Source organism: Kitasatospora sp. HUAS MG31, assembly GCF_040571325.1.
Taxonomy (GTDB): Bacteria; Actinomycetota; Actinomycetes; order Streptomycetales; family Streptomycetaceae; genus Kitasatospora; species Kitasatospora camelliae.
In genome coordinates this window covers 2635163-2655406 of the sequence record NZ_CP159872.1, presented here as the reverse complement: position 1 = coordinate 2655406, position 20244 = coordinate 2635163, and the positions used below count along the sequence as shown (strand labels likewise).

Genomic DNA, 20244 nt, shown 5'->3' with positions numbered 1-20244 from the left:
CCGGACCGAACCGCACCCGCGGTCGGCCCGGCCGGGGGCCCGTCCGGTTCGGCTACCCTTGAGGGTCACCAGTTTTCTCCGAAAAGGTCCTTGCGCATGACTGTCGAATCGGTCTTCCCACGCCTGGAGGCCCTCCTCCCGCACGTCCAGAAGCCGATCCAGTACGTCGGTGGCGAGCTCAACTCGACCGTCAAGGACTGGGACGCCTGTGACGTCCGCTGGGCCCTGATGTACCCCGACGCCTACGAGGTCGGCCTGCCCAACCAGGGCACGATGATCCTCTACGAGGTGCTCAACGAGCGCGAGGGCGTCCTCGCCGAGCGCACCTACAGCGTCTGGCCCGACCTCGAAGCCCTGATGCGCGAGCACGGCGTCCCCCAGTTCACCGTGGACGCCCACCGCCCGGTCAAGGCCTTCGACGTCTTCGGCCTCTCCTTCTCCACCGAGCTCGGCTACACCAACATGCTGACCGCGCTCGAACTCGCAGGCATCCCACTGGAGTCCAAGGACCGCACCCTGGACGACCCGATCGTGCTCGCCGGCGGCCACGCCGCCTTCAACCCCGAGCCGATCGCCGACTTCATCGACGCCGCCGTGATCGGCGACGGCGAGCAGGCCGTCCTCGACATCACCGAACTCATCCGCGGCTGGAAGGCCGAGGGCCGCCCCGGCGGGCGCGACGAGATCCTGCTGCGCCTCGCCCGCACCGGCGGCGTGTACATCCCCCGCTTCTACGACGTCGAGTACCTGGCCGACGGCCGGATCGGCCGCGTCGTCCCCAACCGCGCCGGCGTACCGTGGCGGGTCTCCAAGCACACCGTCATGGACCTCGACGAGTGGCCCTACCCCAAGCAGCCGCTGGTCCCGCTCGCCGAGACCGTGCACGAGCGGATGTCCGTGGAGATCTTCCGCGGCTGCACCCGCGGCTGCCGCTTCTGCCAGGCCGGCATGATCACGCGTCCCGTCCGGGAGCGGAGCATCACCGGCATCGGCGAGATGGTCGACCGCGGCCTCAAGGCCACCGGCTTCGAGGAGGTCGGCCTGCTCTCGCTGTCCTCCGCCGACCACTCCGAGATCGCCGACATCACCAAGGGCCTCGCCGACCGCTACGCCGAGGACAAGGTCGGCCTCTCGCTGCCCTCCACCCGGGTCGACGCCTTCAACATCGACCTGGCCAACGAGCTCTCGCGCAACGGCCGCCGCTCCGGCCTCACCTTCGCCCCCGAGGGCGGCAGCGAGCGCATCCGCAAGGTGATCAACAAGATGGTGTCCGAGGAGGACCTCATCAACACGGTCGCCACCGCGTACGGCAACGGCTGGCGCCAGGTGAAGCTGTACTTCATGTGCGGCCTGCCCACCGAGACCGACGAGGACGTCCTCCAGATCGGCGCGATGGCGAAGAACGTCATCGCCAAGGGCCGCGAGGTCACCGGCGGCAACGACATCCGCTGCACCGTCTCCATCGGCGGCTTCGTGCCCAAGCCGCACACCCCTTTCCAGTGGGCCCCGCAGCTGAGCGCCGAGGACACCGACGCCCGCCTCGCCAAGCTCCGCGACTCCATCCGCGGCGACCGCAAGTTCGGCAAGAACATCGGCTTCCGCTACCACGACGGCAAGCCCGGCATCGTCGAGGGCCTGCTCTCCCGCGGCGACCGCCGGATCGGCGCCGTCATCCGCGCCGTCTACGAGGACGGCGGCCGCTTCGACGGCTGGCGCGAGTACTTCTCCTACGACCGCTGGATGGACTGCGCCGCCAAGGCCCTGGCCGGCACCGGCGTGGACGTCGACTGGTACACCACCCGCGAGCGCACCTACGAGGAGGTCCTCCCCTGGGACCACCTGGACAGCGGCCTCGACAAGGACTGGCTCTGGGAGGACTGGCAGGACGCCCTCGAGGAGGTCGAGGTCGAGGACTGCCGCTGGACCCCGTGCTTCGACTGCGGGGTGTGTCCTCAGATGGACACCCACATCCAGATCGGCCCCACCGGCAAGAAGATGCTGCCGCTGACGGTGGTCAACTCGTAGGACTGGAGCGCAACCCGGCGGCCCTTCTCGTGCGTGGTGCGCGGGGAGGGCCGTCGGCTCGGGTGGGGAGGGTGCGGTGGGGGAGCGGGAGCCGGCGGGGTGCCTGGTGGCGGTGGTGCGGCCGGTCGCGTTGGTGGTCGTGGTGCCGCTGCGGTTCCTGTGGGAGGTCGTGCTGGTGGTGGCGCGGCCGGTCGGGGCGGCGCTGGGATGGCTGCTGTACCGGCTGGTGGGGTGGCCGCTGGAGCTGCTGTACCGCTGGGTGCTGACGCCGGTCGGGCGCGGGCTGGCCCGGCTGTGGCGGGCGGCGGCCGGGCCGGCGCGGTGGCTGCGGCGGTGGGTGCTGGCTCCGCTGGGCCGGGCGGTGGCGGCGGTGCTGCGGGCCCTCGGTACCGCGGTGGCCTGGCTGGTACGGGTGCTGGTGGTCGTCCCGCTGGACCGGCTCGTCCGGTACGTGCTGGTGCCGTTCGGGCGGGCGCTGGCGGTGCCGCTGAGGTGGCTGTGGCGGGTGGTGCTGTACCCGCTGCTGCGCGTGGTCGGGTCGGCCGTCGCCCGGGCCTGGCGGATCGGCGGGCGGATCTGGCGCTTCCTGGTGGTCCGCCCGTGCCGCTGGTTGCGCCGCGAGGTGTGGTGGCCGGTCAGGGCGGAGGTCCGCCGGGTGGTCCGGGAGGTACGGCGGGCACTGTTGGGCTGAGGCACCGCGTACCCTTGTGCTGACAGCGTCCGGCCGGAGCCGTCAGGTGTGAGGCCGGATCGGAACTGACGAAGGACTGAGCAGCCCTGGCACGCCGCACGCCCGACGGTCCGCCGCCCGCGCCGACGGTTCAGCGGATCCGACTCCGCTACACCAAGCGCGGCCGTCTGCGCTTCACCAGCCACCGGGACTTCCAGCGGGCGTTCGAGCGCGCGCTCCGCCGCTCGGCCGTCCCCATGGCGTACTCCGCGGGCTTCACCCCGCACCCCAAGGTCTCCTACGCCAACGCCGCCCCGACCGGGGTGGCCAGCGAGGCGGAGTACCTGGAGATCGGCCTCGCCGAGGCCCGCGACCCCCAGGCGCTCCGCGCCCAGCTGGACGAGTCGCTGCCGCCCGGCCTGGACGTGATCGAGGCCGTCGAGGTCCGCACGCCCAACTTCGTCGAGCGCCTGGAGGCCTCGGAGTGGCTGCTCCGGCTGGACGGCGTGGAGCCGGCCGAGGCCGCGAAGGCGGTCGCCGTATTCCTCGCCGCCGAGGCGGTCGAGGTGCAGCGCCTCACCAAGAACGGGGTGCGGGTCTTCGACGCCCGTGGCGCCGTCCGCGCCTTCGAAGTGCTCCCGCCGCAGGTCGGGAATGGTCACGACACTGCCACGGAGAGTGCCGACGATGTTCGTACCGGTGCTCCCTGTGCGATACTGCGGCTGGTAGTACGACACGCCACACCCGCCGTACGACCCGACGACGTTTTGTCCGGTCTCCGTGCGACGGCCGACCTGGCGCCGCCGGTCCCCGCTGAGGTGACCAGGCTGGCGCAGGGGCCGCTCGACGAGGAGTCCGGCACGGTGACCGACCCGCTGGCGCTCGACCGCGCCGCGGCCACCGCCGGCCAGTAAGGGCCGCCGGGCCGCGCGCATCTGCGTCCGCCGAGCGGGCGGGAGCCCGGGACACGCTACGTGCCCGGGGCTCCCCGGCCTCCGCGGCTCCCCAGGGGAGCGAGCGCCGTCGTCCGCAGGTCGGCCGCCCAGCGGCCCGGCCTGGACAACCGAGAAGACTGGTCAGACCAGAAGACTTTCGACACCCCGCACCGTGCGGGGCGCCGAGCGAGACTACGAGCCCCTGTGCGGCCTCGCGTCCGCACGACGGCACCGTGGGAGTCGGCCCGCCACATCGCGGCCGACCGGACAGAAAACGGTGCGAGGCGTGCCCGGATACGGAGCCCGGGGGCCTGACGGGAGATCCACCCGCATGCTCGAGAACAGCGAACCGCAGTCCACTGCGGTCAACAGTGATGCTGACGGCACCTCCGCGGCCCCGCCGCGCCGGCGTCGCCGGGCGGTGTCCCGCCCGGCCGGTGCGCCGCAGGGCGCGGCCACCGAGGCCGCCGAGACGGTGCTGCCCGCCGAGACCCACGCCGCCGAGCCGGCCGTGACGGAGCCGCCCGCGGCCCCGGTCGCCGAGGCTCCGGCCGAGAAGCCGGTCCGGGCCCGCCGGACCCGCAAGCGGGCCGAGGCACCGGCCGGTGCCCCCGAGGGCACCGCGATCGTGGTGACCGGACCGGAGACCGCCGCGGCCGAGGCCCCGGCTGCCGAGGCGCAGGCCGCCGAGACGCCGGCCGCCGAGGCCGTCGAGGCTCCGGCCGAGAAGCCCGCCCGGGCCCGCCGCACCCGCAAGCGGGCTGAGGCGCCGGTGCAGACCCCGGCCGCCGCCGAGGCCGCCGAGGCCGAGGCCGTCGTGGAGGCTCCGGTTGCCGAGGCCCCGGCCGCGCAGGCCCCGGTCGCCGAGGTGGCCGAGGAGCCGGCCGAGAAGCCCGTCCGGGCCCGCCGGACCCGCAAGCGGGTCTCCGCCCCGGCCCAGACCCCGGCCGCCGCCGAGCCCTCCGAGACCGCTGAGGTCGCCGAGGTCCCGGAGACCCCCGAGGTTGCCGAGGAGGAGGCCGAGGAGACCGCCGAGACGGCCCCGCAGGCCGTGGAGCCCGCGCCGCAGCCGGCGCCCGCCGTGGAGGTCGCCGAGCCCACCCACCGGGTCCGCCGCCGCGCCGTGCGCCCGTCCACCGCGATCTTCCAGGCCCCGGTGTTCCAGGAGCCCGCGCCCTACACGGCCCCGGCGCCCGCCCAGGCGGCCCCGCAGGCCCCGGCCACCCCCGCCGCCGCCCCGGCCGTCGCCGAGGGCACCGGCGAGGAGGACGAGTTCGAGTACAGCGGCGTCGGCCGCCGCCGCCGGGTGCGCACCGCCGTCCGCGTGCAGCAGCCCGCCAAGCAGGCCGTCAAGCAGCCGGTGCGGCAGCCCGAGCCGGTCGCCGTCGAGGAGGAGGCCGCCGAGGCGCCCGCCACCGGCCCGGAGGCCGAGTCGGAGTGGGAGGAGGACGGCCGTCCGTCCCGCCGTCGCCGTCGGGGCGGCCGTCGCCGCCGCCGTGGCGAGCCGGAGGAGTCGGAGACCGCCGAGTCCGAGGCCGAGGAGCCCGCGGAGGAGCCCGAGTCCGACGAGGACGAGGGTGAGGACGAGGAGGACGAGCTGGCCGCCGGCCTGGCCTCGTCGCGCCGTCGCCGTCGCCGTCGCCGCCGCGGCGGTGAGTCCGGCGGTGCCGAGGCCGAGGAGACCACCGAGGACGGCGTCCGCACGGTGGTGAAGGTCCGCGAGCCGCGCCGCCGCTCCACCGAGCCGGCGTTCGACCCGGACGAGGTGCAGTCCATCAAGGGCTCCACCCGCCTGGAGGCCAAGAAGCAGCGTCGCCGCGAGGGCCGCGAGCTGGGCCGCCGCCGGGTGCCGATCATCACCGAGGCCGAGTTCCTGGCCCGCCGGGAGTCGGTCGAGCGGGTCATGGTCGTCCGCCAGAACGGCTCCCGTACCCAGATCGGCGTCCTGGAGGACGGCGTCCTGGTCGAGCACTACGTCAACAAGGAGCAGGCCACCAGCTACGTCGGCAACGTCTACCTGGGCAAGGTCCAGAACGTCCTGCCGTCCATGGAGGCCGCCTTCGTCGACATCGGCAAGGGCCGCAACGCCGTGCTGTACGCCGGCGAGGTCAACTTCGGCGCGCTCGGCGGCCACGGCGGCCCGCGCCGGATCGAGTCGGTGCTGAAGTCCGGCCAGTCGGTGCTGGTGCAGGTCTCCAAGGACCCGATCGGCCACAAGGGCGCCCGCCTGACCAGCCAGATCTCGCTGCCCGGCCGGTACCTGGTCTACGTGCCCGAGGGCTCGATGACCGGCATCAGCCGCAAGCTGCCGGAGAACGAGCGCGCCCGCCTGAAGCAGATCCTCAAGAAGATCGTCCCGGACGACGCCGGCGTCATCGTGCGCACGGCCGCCGAGGGCGCCTCGGAGGAGGAGCTCACCCGCGACGTGCAGCGCCTGCAGCAGCAGTGGGAGGAGATCCAGAAGAAGGCCGCCGGCGGCAACGCCCCGGTGCTGCTGTACGGCGAGCCGGACATGACCGTCCGGGTCGTCCGCGACATCTTCAACGAGGACTTCACCAAGGTCATCGTCAGCGGTGCGGACGCCTGGAGCACCATCCACGACTACGTCTCCAACGTCGCCCCGGACCTCACCGAGCGCCTGCAGCGGTGGACCAGCGACGTGGACGTGTTCGCCACGTACCGGATCGACGAGCAGCTGATGAAGGCGCTGGACCGCAAGGTCTGGCTGCCCAGCGGCGGTTCGCTGGTGATCGACCGGACCGAGGCGATGGTCGTGGTCGACGTCAACACCGGCAAGTTCGTCGGCCAGGGCGGCAACCTCGAGGAGACCGTCACCCGCAACAACATCGAGGCGGCCGAGGAGATCGTCCGCCAGCTGCGGCTGCGGGACCTCGGCGGCATCATCGTGATCGACTTCATCGACATGGTGCTGGAGTCCAACCGCGACCTGGTGCTGCGCCGCCTGCTGGAGTGCCTGGGCCGGGACCGGACCAAGCACCAGGTGGCCGAGGTCACCTCGCTCGGCCTGGTGCAGATGACCCGCAAGCGGGTCGGCCAGGGTCTGCTGGAGTCCTTCTCCGAGTCCTGCGTCCACTGCAACGGGCGCGGCGTGATCGTGCACATGGACCAGCCGCACGTCCACGCGGGCGGCGGTCCGGCCGTGACGGCCGGTGACGGCGCCGGTGGCGGCAAGCGGCGGCGCCGTGGCAAGGGCGGCGGGCAGGCGGAGCCGGAGACGGCCGTGGCCGTCGAGGAGGGCACTGCCGAGGACGCCGAGGCCGCTGTGGTGGAGGCCTCCGAGGTCGCCGCCGCCGCTGTCGCGGAGGTCGCCGCCGCTGCCGAGGTCGTGGAGGCCGCGGCGGAGGTGACCGAGGCGGTGGCCGAGGCCGTCGCCGCCGTGGAGGCCGTGGTCGAGGCCGCCGAGGCGGTCGCCGAGGCCCCGGCCGCTCCGGCGGGCCGGACCCGGCGCCGGGCCGTGCGGAAGGCGACCGCTCCGGCGGGCGCCACCGCCGAGGCCGAGATCGTCGTCGTGCCGGCCCGGACCGAGGCTGCCCCGGAGGTGGCCGAGGCCGCGGAGGCCGCCCCCGTCGAGGCCGCCGAGGTGGCCGAGCCGGAGGCCGTGGCCGAGGCGGACACCGCCGAGACCGCCGAGGTCGCCGAAGCCGCCGAGGTCGGGGCGGAGGAGGCCGAGGAGGCGCCGGCGCCGAAGAAGCGGGCCGTCCGCAAGACCGCCGCGAAGAAGACCACGGCGGCCAAGAAGACCACCGCGGCGAAGAAGACCACCACGCGGAAGACCGCCACCAAGCGGACCACGGCGAAGAAGGCCGCGGCCGCGGAGGGCGGCGACACGGCCGCCGAGTAGCGGCGCGCGCAGGTCGTTCCAGGGGCGCGGGGAGCCGCGCGGGACGGGAGCCACGGAGGTGGCCACCGGATCCGCGCGGATCCCCGCGCCCCGCGTGGTTCCCGGCGGCGGTGGTGGTCGTGCGCGCGGTTCCACGCGCCCCCGGAGGCGGTCGCTCGGGGCGACGCGGGGTGCCCGGTTTGCTCCAGGGGATCCGGGTCCGTATTCTTGACCCTCGGCGTGTCTACGCCATGCTCCTGAGCACACACCTCCCGAGCCGGCCGCCCAGCGGCTCTCGGGGGAGGCCCCTGTGTCCGTACCCAGGTGGCTGGCATCCGGAGTTCCGACCGAGTTTTGAAAGTGGGTACCGCATGTACGCGATCGTTCGCGCAGGCGGCCGCCAGCACAAGGTCGCCGTGGGCGACGTGCTGGAGATCGACCGTATCGACGCCAAGCCGGGTGACTCGGTCGAGCTCTCGACCATCCTGGTCGTCGACGGCGAGGCCGTCACCTCCGACCCGTGGGTCCTGGCCGGCGTGAAGGCTCACGCCGAGGTGGTCGACCAGACCAAGGGCGACAAGATCGTCATCCTGCGTTACAAGAACAAGACCGGCTACCGTCGTCGCCAGGGTCACCGCCAGCAGCACACCGCTGTGCGGATCACCAGCATCGACTCCGTCAGCAAGTAAGGGGATAACGGGAAATGGCACACAAGAAGGGCGCAAGCTCTACCCGCAACGGCCGTGACTCGAACGCCCAGCGCCTCGGCGTCAAGCGCTTCGGCGGCCAGGTCGTCAGCGCCGGCGAGATCATCGTCCGCCAGCGCGGCACCCACTTCCACCCGGGTGCGAACGTCGGCCGTGGCAGCGACGACACCCTGTTCGCGCTGACCGCCGGTGCCGTCGAGTTCGGCAACCGTCGCGGCCGCAAGGTCGTCAACATCGTGGCCGTCGAGGCCTGAGCTCGCTGACGTAGCGTCACGACTCGCTCTGGAGGGTGGACCGGAAATATCCGGTCCACCCTCCATGCTTTACAGCAGTTCACACTCTTCTTCGTACTGGAGGCACACCCCATGACCACCTTCGTGGACCGCGTCGAGCTGCACGTCGCCGCGGGTAACGGAGGCCACGGCTGCGCCTCCGTGCACCGGGAGAAGTTCAAGCCGTTGGGTGGGCCCGACGGCGGCAACGGCGGTGAGGGCGGCAGCATCATCCTCACCGTCGACGCCCAGGTCACCACGCTGCTGGAGTACCACCACTCGCCGAAGCGGAAGGCGACCAACGGCAAGCCCGGCGCGGGCGGCCACCGGACCGGCGCCACCGGCGAGGACCTGGTCCTGCCGGTGCCGGACGGCACCGTGGTGATGGACCGCAAGGGCAACGTGCTGGCCGACCTGGTCGGCCACGGCACCAGCTTCGTCGCCGCGCAGGGCGGCCGCGGGGGCCTGGGCAACGCCGCGCTGGCCTCGGCCCGCCGCAAGGCCCCCGGCTTCGCGCTGCTGGGCGAGCCGGGCGAGGCCCGCGACATCGTGATGGAGCTGAAGTCCGTCGCCGACGTCGCCCTGGTCGGGTACCCGAGCGCCGGCAAGTCCTCGCTGATCTCGGTGCTCTCCGCCGCCAAGCCGAAGATCGCGGACTACCCCTTCACCACCCTGATCCCCAACCTGGGCGTGGTCACCGCGGGCTCCACCGTGTACACCATCGCCGACGTCCCCGGCCTGATCCCGGGCGCCAGCCAGGGCAAGGGCCTGGGCCTGGAGTTCCTGCGGCACGTCGAGCGCTGCGAGGTGCTGGTGCACGTGCTGGACTGCGCCACCCTGGAGCCCGGCCGCGACCCGCTGACCGACCTGGAGACCATCGAGGACGAGCTGTCCCAGTACGGCGGCCTGGAGGACCGGCCGCGGCTGGTCGCGCTCAACAAGGTCGACGTCCCGGACGGCCAGGACATCGCCGACCTCACCCGGGAGTCCCTGGAGGAGCGCGGCTACCGGGTCTTCGAGGTCTCCGCGCTCGCCCACAAGGGCCTGCGCGAGCTGAGCTTCGCGCTGGCCGACATCGTGGCCAAGGCGCGGGCCGCCAAGCCGGTGCAGGAGTCGACCCGGATCGTGCTGCGGCCGGCGGCCGTGGACGACGCGGGCTTCACCATCACCGAGGAGGACGGCGCCTACCGCATCCGCGGCATCAAGCCGGAGCGCTGGGTCCGCCAGACCGACTTCGCCAACGACGAGGCGGTGGGCTACCTCGCCGACCGGCTGGCCCGCCTCGGTGTCGAGGACCAGCTGTGGAAGGCCGGCGCCCACGAGGGCGACACGGTCATCATCGGCCCCGAGGACAACGCCGTGGTCTTCGACTGGGAGCCCACCATGGCCTCCGGCGCGGAGATGCTCGGCCGCCGCGGCGAGGACCACCGCTTCCAGACCCAGCGCCCCGCCGTGGACCGCCGCCGCGAGAAGGCGCGCGGCAAGGACGCGGCCGAGCAGGAGTACCTCGCCTTCGAGGCGCTCTCCTCGGGCCGCGCCGCCCTGGAGGGCGACGACGAGGACTACTGACCGGTCCGGTCGCGCATCCCGCGACCCGGCCTCGTCGTGACGGCGGCCCCCGTCCTCCCGCTCGGGAGGACGGGGGCCGCCGTCCGTCGTCAGCTGCTCAGGGGCCGGAGTGCCCGGGAGTCAGGGTGCTCAGGCCTGCCAGTAGACCTGCATCTGGTTGCTGACGGTCGGGTTCATGAACGCGACGAAGGAGGGCTTGGCCCCGTTCGGGACGGCGCCGATGAAGCAGCCCTTGATCTCGACGCCCTTCTTGAAGCCGAGGGTCGAGGCGCTCTTGCACTTCTCCAGCGGGGTGGCCGCGCTCGGGATGTTGGCGACCGCCTTGGCGGTGGTGTTCATCACCATGAACTTGGTGTCCGGCGCGGTGAACGAGAAGTCCACGTCCGAGGTGTTGGTCATGGTGTACGAGACGTAGACCGGGGTCTTCCCGTCCAGGCCGTCGACCGGGATCTTCGCGGCCCTGAGCTCGTCCAGCGAGCCGGTCTCGATCCCGGTCACGGTGACCCGCAGGGTGCCGGTCTGCTTCTTGTCGTTGGCGAAGTCGACGGTGGCCGGCTCGCCGTACTTGTACTTCTGCTGCTTCTTGGTCTCCGTGCCGGCCGCCCCGGTGGCCGTCCCGCCGGCCGGGCTCGCCGAGGCGGGTGCCGCGCCGGTGGCGGCGGCGGTGGCCGCCGTGGTGGCGGTGGTGCCGTTGGCGCCGTCCTCCGGCTCGCAGGCGGTGGCGGTCAGGGCCACGGCCGCGGCCAGGGCGGCGACGGTGACCCGCGCAGTGTGGATACGCATGTTCTCCCCCGATCTGGTGTTCGGTCAGGGACCTTATCAGCCACCCCCGTTGGGCCCGGGAGGCCGCCGCGGCGGTCCACCGGATGGAACGCGGTGCGGTCCGTCCGCCCGGATCGCGTAGATTCTGCGCAGGCGGGCGGCTGCGGCGGCCGTACCGGGGACGGCGAAGGGCACCGAAAGCGATGAACGACCAGACTCTGCGGCAGGAGGTCCTGGGCGCCCGGCGGATCGTCGTCAAGGTCGGCTCCTCCTCGCTCACCACCGCCGCCGGCGGGCTCGACGCGGACCGGGTGGACGCCCTGGTCGACAGCCTCGCCAAGCTCCGGGCCCGCGCCGACGCCCCCGAGGTCGTCCTGGTCTCCTCCGGCGCCATCGCCGCCGGGCTCGCCCCGCTCGGCCTGGAGCGCCGCCCTAGCGACCTGGCCCGCCAGCAGGCCGCCGCCAGCGTCGGCCAGGGCCTGCTGGTCGCCCGGTACACCGCCTCCTTCGCCCGGTACGGCATCCGGGTCGGCCAGGTGCTGCTCACCGCCGAGGACGCCAGCCGCCGCGCCCACTACCGCAACGCGTACCGGACCCTCGACCAGCTGCTCACCATGGGCGCGATGCCGATCGTCAACGAGAACGACACCGTCGCCACCGCCGAAATCAGGTTCGGGGACAACGACCGGCTGGCCGCCCTGGTCGCCCACCTGGTCCGGGCCGACCTGCTGGTGCTGCTCTCCGACGTGGACGGCCTGTACGACGGCGACCCCAGCAAGCCCGGCACCAGCCGGATCGAGGTGGTCCGCGGCGCCCACGACCTGGACGGGGTCGAGATCGGCAGCGCCGGCAAGGCCGGCGTCGGGACCGGCGGCATGGTCACCAAGGTGGAGGCCGCCCGGATCGCCACCGGCGCCGGCATCCCGGTCGTCCTCACCGCCGCCAGCCAGGCCGCCGACGCGCTGGCCGGACGCCCCACCGGCACCCTCTTCCTGCGCACCGGCAGCCGCTCCACCGACCGGCTGCTCTGGCTGGAGCACGCCTCCACCCCGCGCGGCGCCCTCCACCTGGACGAGGGCGCGGTCGCCGCCGTGCTCCACGGCGGCGCCTCCCTGCTGCCGGCCGGCGTCACCAAGGTGGACGGCGACTTCTCCGCGGGCGATCCCGTCGACCTTCTTGCCGAAAACGGCCACATCGTGGCCCGAGGACTGGTCAACTTTGATGCGAGGGAGCTGCCCCGACTGCTCGGCCGGTCCACCCGGGACCTGGCCCAGGAGCTCGGAGCCGAGTACGAGCGCGAGGTCGTGCACCGCGACGACCTGGTGGTCCTGCGCGGCTGACGGGGCGCGACGAAGGGGTTGAGCGGGGGTCGCGGGCCGGCCGGCCCGGGCATGGGACGTCGCCGAACAGGAGGCCGCCGGTGGGACGCACGCGCCAGGGAGCGCTGCCCGGAGGGGCGGCGGGACGCAGGCTGACCGGCATCGCGGGCGGCCGCCGCGGCGAGGACGCCCCCGACCCGGCGGTCGCCGTACCGGCCGCCGTCCGCGAGCTGCGGTCCGACGGGCGGCCGGCCGAGCCCGAGGCCGAACAGGCCCGCCTGTGGCACGTGGTGCTCAGCGTGGCCGGCAGACCGGCCCCCCTCCCCGAACTGCGGGCCGGCCTGGAACGGCTGGCGCACGACCACTCCTTCTTCCTGACCGTGCGGTACGCCGCCGACCACGCCGAACTCCGCTACTGGGAGGAGGCCCGCGACCTCCACGACGCCGCCGCCATCGCCCTCCGCCTCTGGGGCGAGCACAAGGCGACCGCGAACTTACCCCCGTGGGAGATCGTCGGCCTGGAGGTCGTGGACCGCCCGACCTACCACAAACGGGTCGCCGAGGGTTTCGGCGACCCCCCACCCCACCTGGGCGGCGTCCACCCGTACTGACCCACCCGTGCCGTGGCCGTCTCAGGGGACGGTATTCGGTCCGGGGAGAGGGCGCCGGGTCGCTACCCTTGGCCGCATGACCAGCGATCTCGCTCTGAACGACAGCCCTGTCCTCGCCGTCGCGCGCCGTGCCCGGGAGGCGGCCGCCAGGCTCGCTCCGCTGCCGCGCCGGGCGAAGGACGAGGCGCTGGCGGCGATCGCCGAGGCGCTGGTGGCGCGCAGCGCCGAGATCACCGCGGCCAACGCCGAGGACGTGGCCCGGGCCCGGGAGGCGGGGACGGCCGAGTCGGTGATCGACCGGCTGACGCTGACCGAGGAGCGGATCGCCGCGATCGCCGCGGACGTCCGCAGCGTGGTCGGCCTGCCCGACCCGGTCGGCGAGGTGGTGCGCGGCTACACCCTGCCCAACGGCCTGGACGTCCGGCAGGTCCGCGTCCCGCTCGGCGTGGTCGGCATCATCTACGAGGCCCGCCCCAACGTCACGGTGGACGCCGCCGCGCTCTGCCTGAAGTCCGGCAACGCCGTACTGCTGCGCGGCTCCGCCTCCGCGTACCGCTCCAACACCGCGCTGGTGGAGGTGCTCCGCGCGGCGGTGGAGACCGCCGGGCTGCCCGCCGACGTGATCCAGCTGGTGCCGGGCGAGAGCCGGGACAGCGTCAAGGAGCTGATGCGCGCCCGCGGCCTGGTCGACGTGCTGATCCCGCGCGGCGGCGCCTCGCTGATCCGGACGGTCGTCGAGGGCTCCACCGTCCCGGTGATCGAGACCGGCACCGGCAACTGCCACGTGTACGTGGACGCGCAGACCGACCTGGCGATGGCCGTGGGCATCCTGCTGAACTCCAAGGCCCAGCGGGTCAGCGTCTGCAACAGCGCCGAGACCCTGCTGGTCCACCAGGACGTCGCCGAGGCGTTCCTGCCGCTCGCCCTGGAGGCGCTGGCCGGCGCCGGGGTGACCGTGCACGGCGACGAGGCGGTGCTCAAGGCCGCCGAGGGCACCTCCGCCACCGTCGTCCCCGCCACCGACGAGGACTGGGAGGCGGAGTACCTCTCGTACGACATCGCCGCAGCCGTGGTCCCCTCGCTGGAGGCCGCCACCGAGCACATCCGCCGCTGGTCCTCCGGCCACACCGAGGCGATCGTGACCACCTCGCAGGCCGCCGCCCGGCGCTTCACCCAGCTGGTGGACTCGACCACGGTGGCCGTCAACGCCTCCACCCGGTTCACCGACGGCGGCGAGTTCGGGTTCGGCGCCGAGATCGGCATCTCGACCCAGAAGCTGCACGCCCGCGGCCCGATGGGCCTGCCCGAGCTGACCTCGACCAAGTACGTCGTCACCGGTGACGGCCACGTGCGCGGCGAGGGCACGCAGACCGTCGGCGGCTGAACGGGACCGCCCCGCCACCCGTGCGACGGAGCAACTCCCGGGAGCCACAGACAAAAAGGCCGCCCGGTAATACGCTGAATCCCATGGCTGAGGATGTGGGGGGCTCGCCGTACTCCGACGGCGCCGACCACGGTGATGCGGACGACGAGTTCGCCACCGTGGTCTTCGACGAGGCGTTCGTCCGCTCCGCCGCCGTGCGCGAGCCGAGCGCGCGGGAGCGGCAGCTGGCCGCCGCGGAGGCCCGGTTCGAGCCGGAGACCGCGGGTCCCGGCCGGGGCTGGGATCCCACCGTCATGGACGGCCTGCCGCTGGAGCTGCGCCCGCACCCCGGCGGGGCGGACGACGACCGGCTGTACCCCGACCCCTGGTCGGGTCTGGACCGCACCCGGCGGCGCTCCCGCTGGGGCCGGCCGGGGTTCGACCCGGTGGTCGGCCGCGGCCGCCAGGTGGCGCAGCAGCGCTGGCACCGCCCGGTGGCCTGGTTCCTGGCGGTGGTGATGGGGATCGGCGTGGTCGCCGTGGCGGTGGCCGCGATCTACCGCGGGGTCGGCGGGGCGGCGGAGTCCCCGCGGCGTCCGGAGTCCGGGAGCAGCAGCCCCGGGGCGCCGGCCGCGTCGGTGCCGGAGCCGGTCGGGATGCTGCAGAGCGGCTGACCGGCGGCGTTCCCGGTCCGGCCGGGTGAGGGTCCTGGGATGGCCCGGTGCTCACATCCGTCCCCCTCGTACCGAACGGGACCCGCGTCTACCCTGGTGTCATGGGTGTCCCGCGCGAGCCCCCCGACGGTACTCCCGAGGGTGGTTCCAGCGATGACGAATTCCGGTCCGTCGTCTTCGACGAATCGTTCGTCAGAGCTGCCCGGATCCAGGAGCTCTCGGCCCGTGAGCGGCTCGGTGGCGGTGTCGGCCGGCCGACCCGGCCGCGGATCGGCCTCGGGCCGCTCGGCTCGCTGCCGCGGCAGGCGCTGGCCCTGCTGCTGGTCGTCGTGGTGGCCTTCGCGGCCGCGGTCTACTTCGGGGTGAGCGCCCCGAACCGGCAGGGCGCGCCGGCCGCCGGCAACCAGCTGACCACCTCGCTGACCGCGCTGGCCCCGGCCGGGCCGGTCGTCGCGGTCTCCGACCCGAAGAACCCCTTCGCCGGCCTGCCCGCCGGCTTCGCCGACGGCGTGGCCGGCCTCGGCATGCCCGGCGGCTCGGCCACCGAGCACTTCACCAAGATCGAGGTGTCCCGGGCGCTGGAGACCGTGCAGCGCTACCTGGTCGCCGCCGCGCTGGCCCCGACCACCCTGACCCAGGGCGACACCTCCGAGCTGCGCACCCTGGTGACCTCGGGTGAACTGGCCCAGTACGACGAGTCCGTGGGCTCGCCGCAGGACGACCAGCGGCACGCCGCCACCGGCTGGCTGGTCCGCTTCGACCCGAGCCGGGTGGCGCTGGCCGAGGACACGGTGAAGGTGGCCGGCGGGATCCAGATCGCCGAGGCGGGCACCGGGACGCTGGAGATCACCACCGACCACACCTTCGTCTACGCGCTGCGCCCGACCGAGTCCGCCGAGGACACCACGCCCAGCCTGTTCTCGGTCCGGCGCGAGCTGCGCTTCCAGTTCGACCGGACCGACCTGGGCCTGGCCCGGCTGCGACTGGTGGACGCGGTGGTGCTGGCCGGGCCGACCGCCTGCGGCGCGCCGATGGCCGGCTACCTGCAGCCGATCCTGGCCGGCTCCGCCGGCGCCGCGCCCACCGCGCCGCCGGCCGTGGACCCGGCGGACCACGGCAAGCCGTCCTGGCAGCAGTGCGCGGTGCTCAGCCCGATCGTGAAGTGACCGTCGCCGGGAGACCCGCGGGGTGCCCGGCGGCCGCCCGGCCGTCGAGCACCCCGCCGTCGAGCACGTCGGGCACCCCGCCCGTGGTCAGCCCTCCTCGCGCCGCCCGCCCGCGGGCGCGCCGGAGTCTCCGGAGTCACCGGACCCGCCGCCCGCCGCGGCGCCCTTGGACGCGGCGGCGAAGGTGTCGCGCAGCTTCCCGCCGACGTTGCCGACCCCGCCCGCGACGTCCCGCAGCAGGCCGAGCAGCGGGTCCTTGCTGTCCTTGACCGACTGCGCGTACGAGTCGGCGGCGGCCTTCCACTGGGCGCCCACCGAGGTGTTCGGGTCGTCGCCGCGCCGCGGGTAGGCCCCGGCCAGGATCGAGCGGTACTCCTCGCTCTCCGCCCACTTCTTCAGCTTGGCGACCCGGACCACCGCGAAGGGGTGGCTCTGCGGCAGCACCTGGAGCAGCTTGATCACGCCGTCCCGCAGGTCACCGGCCTTCTCGTACTCCTCGGCCTGCTCCAGGAAGGCGTCCACGTTCAGCTCGGCCAGGTCGTGGCCGCCGGCCAGCTTCATCAGGCCGCGCATCGAGGCCTGCAGGTCCTGGCCGGCGAGCAGGCCGGCCCGGTCGCAGGAGAGCTCGGCCTTGCGGAACCACTCCTTGAGCGCGGTGATCACGGCGGTGATCGCCAGGTTGCCCAGCGGGAGCCAGGCGATCCGGGCGGCGACGTTGGTGAGGATGAGCATCATCGTCCGGTAGACCGCGTGCCCGGACATGGCGTGGCCGACCTCGTGGCCGATCACCGCGCGCAGCTCCTCCTCGTCGAGGAGGTCGATCAGGCCGCTGGTGATCACGATGATCGGCGTCTCCATGCCGATGCACATCGCGTTGACCGTCGGGTCCTGGGTCACGTACAGGTCGGGGACCTGCTCCAGGTCCAGGGCGTACGCGGCGTCCCGGACCATGTCGTACAGGTGCGGGAACTGGCGCTCCGAGGTCTTCACGGCGGTGGCCAGGAACATCAGCCGCACGCTGCGCTCGGAGACCAGCCCGGCGAGCTTCTTCAGGACGTCGTCGAAGCCGCTGAGCTTCCGCAGCGCCACCAGGGCGGAGCGGTCGGCCGGGTGCTCCCAGGCCCGGGTGGAGATCTCCGGGAAGCGCTGTCGCCGGCGGCTCGGGCTCGCGCCGCCCTTGGACATGTCGGTCGTCATCTGTCGCGTACCTCCTGGTAGACGCCGGCACCGGCTGTCGGCCGGCCCCCGCTGCTGTTGCCTTCAACGTCCGTACCCGCGAACTCGTCCCCGGCCGGGGCCGCCGTAGCGCCGGGGGCGGTGCCGGTTGTCCGGTACGCCCCGGTCTACGCTGGCAGTGCCGTACCGAGAGGAGCACCCCGATGTCCACTGCCGCCCTGGCCTACCTCGCCGGACCGATCTCCGACGAGCCCGGTCCCGGCCTCTTCCTGCGGATCATCCTGGTCGCCTCCGTGGTCGGCGTGGGCCTGCTGGCCTGGCTCATCCTGCGCGCCGGCCGCGAGCGCTGAGACCCCGCCCCGGCCGGCCGGTGGAGCACCGGCGGGCCGCGGTGCTCACAGCCGGTCAGACGCGGTGGGCCGCCGAGCGGTTGCCCGGCGGGCCCCCGTACGATGAGCGCGCGGGCCTCGGCCCGCACCCCTGGTCCCTCACCGAGCCGAGAAGGTCCTGCCGACCATGAGCACTGCTGCACTGTCCGCCCTCACCCAGCTTGCCGAGGCCGAGGGTGGCAACCACGACAGCCTCAACCCGTACCTGACGGGCGGCGGCGCCCTGTTCATCCTGCTGCTCGCGCTCTTCATCACCACCCGCTTCAACCGCGACCGCTGAGTCGCCCTTCGCCGCAGGGTGGCCGAGGAGGCTTTCCCTGCGGCGACGCGGGTCGCGTAAGGTGTGGCGCCATGAGAGACCAGGCCGGGACCGCCCCCGCGGCGGCGAAGCGACGCCTCGGCGTGATGGGCGGCACCTTCGACCCGATCCACCACGGCCACCTGGTCGCCGCCAGTGAGGTGGCGAGCGCGTTCCACCTCGACGAGGTGGTGTTCGTGCCGACCGGCCAGCCGTGGCAGAAGTCCGACCGCCGGGTCTCGGCCGCCGAGGACCGCTACCTGATGACGGTCATCGCCACCGCGGAGAACCCCCAGTTCTCGGTGAGCCGGATCGACATCGACCGCGAGGGCCCCACGTTCACCGTGGACACCCTGCGCGACCTGCACGCCCTCCACCCCGACGCCGAGCTGTTCTTCATCACCGGCGCCGACGCGCTCGCCCAGATCCTCTCCTGGCGCGACCCGGAGGAGCTCTTCGAGCTCGCCCACTTCATCGGCTGCACCCGGCCCGGCCACACCCTGTCCGACACCGGGCTGCCGGTGGGCGGCGCCTCGCTGATAGAGGTGCCCGCGCTCGCCATCTCCTCCACCGACTGCCGGATGCGCGTCGCCAAGGGGGAGCCGATCTGGTACCTGGTGCCGGACGGCGTGGTCCGATACATCCACAAGCGGGCGCTCTACGCGCCGGCCCAGCCCTGATCCCCGGAGGCACGGCGTGACCGGACGAGGCCCACAGGACGGCGGCTGGTTCGAACCGGCGCAATACCCGCAGCAGCAGGGGTACCAGCAGCAGCAACAGCCGTACGCCCAGGAGCCGCAGCAGTTCCAGGAGCCGTACCAGCAGGACCCGTACTACCCGCAGCAGGGCTACGACCCGTACGGCGGCCAGCAGCAGGGGTACCCGCAGGAGCCGCAGCAGTACTACCAGCAGCCCTACGACCCGTACGGCGGGCAGCAGGCGTATCCGCAGCAGCCGGGGTACCCGCAGGAGCAGGCCTACCCGCAGGAGGCCTACTACCAGCAGCAGTACTACCAGCCGCAGCAGCCGGTGCAGCCCGTGCAGCAGCCCGTGCAGCCGGTGGCGCAGCCCGCCGCCGAGCCGGTGCGGCCCGTGCCGCCGCGCCCGCGGCCGGCGGCGCGTCCCGAGCCGGAGGCGGCCCCCGACGAGCCCTCCGAGAGGGTGGGCGGCCGCCGGGCCGCCGCCCGGGGGAGCGAGCAGGACAGCTACACCACGGGCGAGTTCACCTTCGTCGACGAGGAGGCGGAGGAGTCCGAGGACGTCATCGACTGGCTGAAGTTCGCCGAGTCGCGCAGCGAGGTGCGCGCCGAGCGCCGCCGCCGGCTGCGCAACCGGCTGATCGGCGCGGCCGTGACCCTGGCGGTGCTGGCCGGCGGCGCGGGCGGCTACCTGTGGTGGACCGGCAAGCTGGGCGGCGGCGACGCGACCACCAAGGCGGTCGGCGGACGCACGGTCAACGTGGTGCACCTGCGCGACCTGCAGGGCAAGGTCACCACCGCGCTGCTGGTCAACGACGGGGCGGGCCACAAGGGCGCGGTGCTGCTGCTCCCGGACACCCTGAAGCTGCCCGCCGCCGGGGACACCGGTGCCACCACCGTCGGCCAGGCCATGGACGGCATCGGCCCGTCCGCCACCCGCGACGGCCTGGGCACCGTGCTCGGCGCCAAGGTGGCCGGCACCTGGCGGCTGGACACCCCGTACCTGGAGCTGCTGGTCGCCCAGCTGGGCGGGGTGAAGGTGGACACCGACACCGCGGTCAGCGTCCAGGGCAAGGAGGTGGCCCCGGCCGGGAAGGGCATCACGCTGACCGGCAAGGCCGCCGTCGCGTACGCCACCCTGCAGGGGCCGGGGGAGAGCCGGGACGCCCAGATGGCGCGGTTCGGGCAGGTCCTGGAAGCGGTGGTCCGCACCATGCCGACCGACCTCGACCAGGCCACCGACGACGTGCACCGGATGAACGCGGTCTCCGACCCCTCGCTGCCCGAGAAGTCGCTGGCCGGGGTGCTCGCACAGCTCGCCCAGGAGGCCAAGGAGGGCCACTTCGGCACCTCCACGCTGACCGTGAAGCCGGACGGCACCCTGGACGAGGCCACCGCGGGCAAGCAGGTCAAGGAGATCCTCGGCGGCAACCTGGGCACCGTGCAGGCCGGCGGCGGCTCGGTCCGGGTCTCGGTGGTGAACGCGACCGGCAACGACGCGGTGGCGGCCACCGCGAACGTCCAGATCGTCAACACCGGTGTGGACGTGCTGCCCAGCACCGCCAAGTCCGCGCCCCAGGCGACCACCGAGATCCGGTACACGGACGACGCCCGGCTGCCCGCCGCGAAGTCCCTCGCGACCAGCCTCGGACTGCCGGACACGGCGGTGAAGAAGGTCACCGAGGCGCAGAACGCCGACCTGGTGGTGGTGCTCGGCAAGGACTACCAGCCTCCCAAGACCCCGTAGCCGCGTCCGGACGGCACCGGCA

Annotated in this window: 18 protein-coding genes; 16 read left to right on the top strand and 2 right to left on the bottom strand. The window is 73.6% G+C overall.

The features are described from left to right. The first annotated feature begins 96 nt into the window (after nucleotides 1-96). The 7 genes from ABWK59_RS11965 to obgE all read left to right on the top strand — a co-directional run bounded on the left by ABWK59_RS11965 (nucleotide 97) and on the right by obgE (nucleotide 10019). Nucleotides 97-2025, top strand: a complete 1929-nt coding sequence (locus ABWK59_RS11965; RefSeq protein WP_354640369.1) for a TIGR03960 family B12-binding radical SAM protein — start codon at nucleotides 97-99, stop codon at nucleotides 2023-2025. A gap of 76 nt (nucleotides 2026-2101) precedes the next feature. After that, nucleotides 2102-2716, top strand: coding sequence for a hypothetical protein (locus tag ABWK59_RS11960; RefSeq protein WP_354640368.1), 615 nt, complete (start codon nucleotides 2102-2104; stop codon nucleotides 2714-2716). A gap of 86 nt (nucleotides 2717-2802) precedes the next feature. After that, a complete protein-coding gene (locus ABWK59_RS11955) occupies nucleotides 2803-3609 on the top strand; it encodes a TIGR03936 family radical SAM-associated protein (protein WP_354644921.1) in 807 nt (268 codons plus the stop codon). A gap of 352 nt (nucleotides 3610-3961) precedes the next feature. Continuing rightward, the gene (locus ABWK59_RS11950) at nucleotides 3962-7492 is read left to right on the top strand and encodes an Rne/Rng family ribonuclease (RefSeq protein WP_354640366.1); all 3531 of its coding nucleotides are present in this window, start codon (nucleotides 3962-3964) and stop codon (nucleotides 7490-7492) included. A gap of 350 nt (nucleotides 7493-7842) precedes the next feature. Continuing rightward, complete coding sequence (gene rplU, locus ABWK59_RS11945) at nucleotides 7843-8160, top strand: 50S ribosomal protein L21 (protein WP_354640365.1); 318 nt, start codon at nucleotides 7843-7845, stop codon at nucleotides 8158-8160. A gap of 14 nt (nucleotides 8161-8174) precedes the next feature. Then, the gene (gene rpmA / locus ABWK59_RS11940; RefSeq protein ID WP_354640363.1) at nucleotides 8175-8432 is read left to right on the top strand and encodes a 50S ribosomal protein L27; all 258 of its coding nucleotides are present in this window, start codon (nucleotides 8175-8177) and stop codon (nucleotides 8430-8432) included. Between the two features lie 111 nt (nucleotides 8433-8543). Next, nucleotides 8544-10019 (top strand): GTPase ObgE, encoded by a 1476-nt coding sequence (gene obgE, locus ABWK59_RS11935; protein ID WP_354640361.1) that lies wholly within the window; start codon nucleotides 8544-8546, stop codon nucleotides 10017-10019. A gap of 129 nt (nucleotides 10020-10148) precedes the next feature. On the opposite strand, the gene ABWK59_RS11930 is transcribed toward obgE, so the two are convergent. Beyond that, nucleotides 10149-10802, bottom strand: a complete 654-nt coding sequence (locus ABWK59_RS11930; RefSeq protein ID WP_354640359.1) for a hypothetical protein — start codon at nucleotides 10800-10802, stop codon at nucleotides 10149-10151. 182 nt (nucleotides 10803-10984) lie between these two features. On the opposite strand from ABWK59_RS11930, the gene proB reads away from it, so the two are divergent. The 5 genes from proB to ABWK59_RS11905 all read left to right on the top strand — a co-directional run bounded on the left by proB (nucleotide 10985) and on the right by ABWK59_RS11905 (nucleotide 15914). After that, the gene (gene proB, locus ABWK59_RS11925) at nucleotides 10985-12121 is read left to right on the top strand and encodes a glutamate 5-kinase (RefSeq protein ID WP_354640357.1); all 1137 of its coding nucleotides are present in this window, start codon (nucleotides 10985-10987) and stop codon (nucleotides 12119-12121) included. An 80-nt stretch (nucleotides 12122-12201) separates the two neighbouring features. Then, nucleotides 12202-12711, top strand: coding sequence for a hypothetical protein (locus tag ABWK59_RS11920; RefSeq protein WP_354640356.1), 510 nt, complete (start codon nucleotides 12202-12204; stop codon nucleotides 12709-12711). A gap of 76 nt (nucleotides 12712-12787) precedes the next feature. Next, complete coding sequence (locus ABWK59_RS11915) at nucleotides 12788-14095, top strand: glutamate-5-semialdehyde dehydrogenase (RefSeq protein ID WP_354640354.1); 1308 nt, start codon at nucleotides 12788-12790, stop codon at nucleotides 14093-14095. An 83-nt stretch (nucleotides 14096-14178) separates the two neighbouring features. Beyond that, a complete protein-coding gene (locus tag ABWK59_RS11910) occupies nucleotides 14179-14748 on the top strand; it encodes a hypothetical protein (RefSeq protein ID WP_354640352.1) in 570 nt (189 codons plus the stop codon). A gap of 101 nt (nucleotides 14749-14849) precedes the next feature. Then, nucleotides 14850-15914: a hypothetical protein gene (locus ABWK59_RS11905; protein ID WP_354640350.1), complete on the top strand. Its 1065-nt coding sequence runs from the start codon at nucleotides 14850-14852 to the stop codon at nucleotides 15912-15914. 87 nt (nucleotides 15915-16001) lie between these two features. Here ABWK59_RS11905 and ABWK59_RS11900 read toward each other — a convergent pair whose 3' ends face one another. Next, entirely contained in the window at nucleotides 16002-17111 is a 1110-nt protein-coding gene (locus tag ABWK59_RS11900; RefSeq protein WP_354640349.1) for a M48 family metallopeptidase, read from the bottom strand. 182 nt (nucleotides 17112-17293) lie between these two features. Here ABWK59_RS11900 and ABWK59_RS11895 point away from each other — a divergent pair, with 182 nt between their 5' ends. From ABWK59_RS11895 to ABWK59_RS11880, 4 genes are all read left to right on the top strand, one after another. Next, nucleotides 17294-17440: a hypothetical protein gene (locus tag ABWK59_RS11895; RefSeq protein ID WP_354640347.1), complete on the top strand. Its 147-nt coding sequence runs from the start codon at nucleotides 17294-17296 to the stop codon at nucleotides 17438-17440. Nucleotides 17441-17606: 166 nt separating this feature from the next. Next, nucleotides 17607-17759, top strand: a complete 153-nt coding sequence (locus ABWK59_RS11890) for a hypothetical protein (RefSeq protein WP_354640345.1) — start codon at nucleotides 17607-17609, stop codon at nucleotides 17757-17759. Between the two features lie 71 nt (nucleotides 17760-17830). Continuing rightward, a complete protein-coding gene (nadD, locus tag ABWK59_RS11885; protein ID WP_354640343.1) occupies nucleotides 17831-18457 on the top strand; it encodes a nicotinate-nucleotide adenylyltransferase in 627 nt (208 codons plus the stop codon). 16 nt (nucleotides 18458-18473) lie between these two features. Next, a complete protein-coding gene (locus tag ABWK59_RS11880) occupies nucleotides 18474-20222 on the top strand; it encodes an LCP family protein (protein ID WP_354640341.1) in 1749 nt (582 codons plus the stop codon). The last annotated feature ends 22 nt before the right edge of the window (nucleotides 20223-20244 follow it).

Bases quoted from the DNA above. Each gene is read 5' to 3' on its own strand.
- ABWK59_RS11965 (WP_354640369.1), top strand. From the start codon at position 97: ATGACTGTCGAATCGGTCTTCCCACGCCTGGAGGCCCTCCTCCCGCAC.
- ABWK59_RS11950 (WP_354640366.1), top strand. From the start codon at position 3,962: ATGCTCGAGAACAGCGAACCGCAGTCCACTGCGGTCAACAGTGATGCT.
- rplU (WP_354640365.1), top strand. From the start codon at position 7,843: ATGTACGCGATCGTTCGCGCAGGCGGCCGCCAGCACAAGGTCGCCGTG.
- rpmA (WP_354640363.1), top strand. From the start codon at position 8,175: ATGGCACACAAGAAGGGCGCAAGCTCTACCCGCAACGGCCGTGACTCG.
- obgE (WP_354640361.1), top strand. From the start codon at position 8,544: ATGACCACCTTCGTGGACCGCGTCGAGCTGCACGTCGCCGCGGGTAAC.
- ABWK59_RS11930 (WP_354640359.1), bottom strand. From the start codon at position 10,802: ATGCGTATCCACACTGCGCGGGTCACCGTCGCCGCCCTGGCCGCGGCC.
- proB (WP_354640357.1), top strand. From the start codon at position 10,985: ATGAACGACCAGACTCTGCGGCAGGAGGTCCTGGGCGCCCGGCGGATC.
- ABWK59_RS11915 (WP_354640354.1), top strand. From the start codon at position 12,788: ATGACCAGCGATCTCGCTCTGAACGACAGCCCTGTCCTCGCCGTCGCG.
- ABWK59_RS11910 (WP_354640352.1), top strand. From the start codon at position 14,179: ATGGCTGAGGATGTGGGGGGCTCGCCGTACTCCGACGGCGCCGACCAC.
- ABWK59_RS11905 (WP_354640350.1), top strand. From the start codon at position 14,850: ATGGGTGTCCCGCGCGAGCCCCCCGACGGTACTCCCGAGGGTGGTTCC.
- ABWK59_RS11900 (WP_354640349.1), bottom strand. From the start codon at position 17,111: ATGACGACCGACATGTCCAAGGGCGGCGCGAGCCCGAGCCGCCGGCGA.
- ABWK59_RS11895 (WP_354640347.1), top strand. From the start codon at position 17,294: ATGTCCACTGCCGCCCTGGCCTACCTCGCCGGACCGATCTCCGACGAG.
- ABWK59_RS11890 (WP_354640345.1), top strand. From the start codon at position 17,607: ATGAGCACTGCTGCACTGTCCGCCCTCACCCAGCTTGCCGAGGCCGAG.
- nadD (WP_354640343.1), top strand. From the start codon at position 17,831: ATGAGAGACCAGGCCGGGACCGCCCCCGCGGCGGCGAAGCGACGCCTC.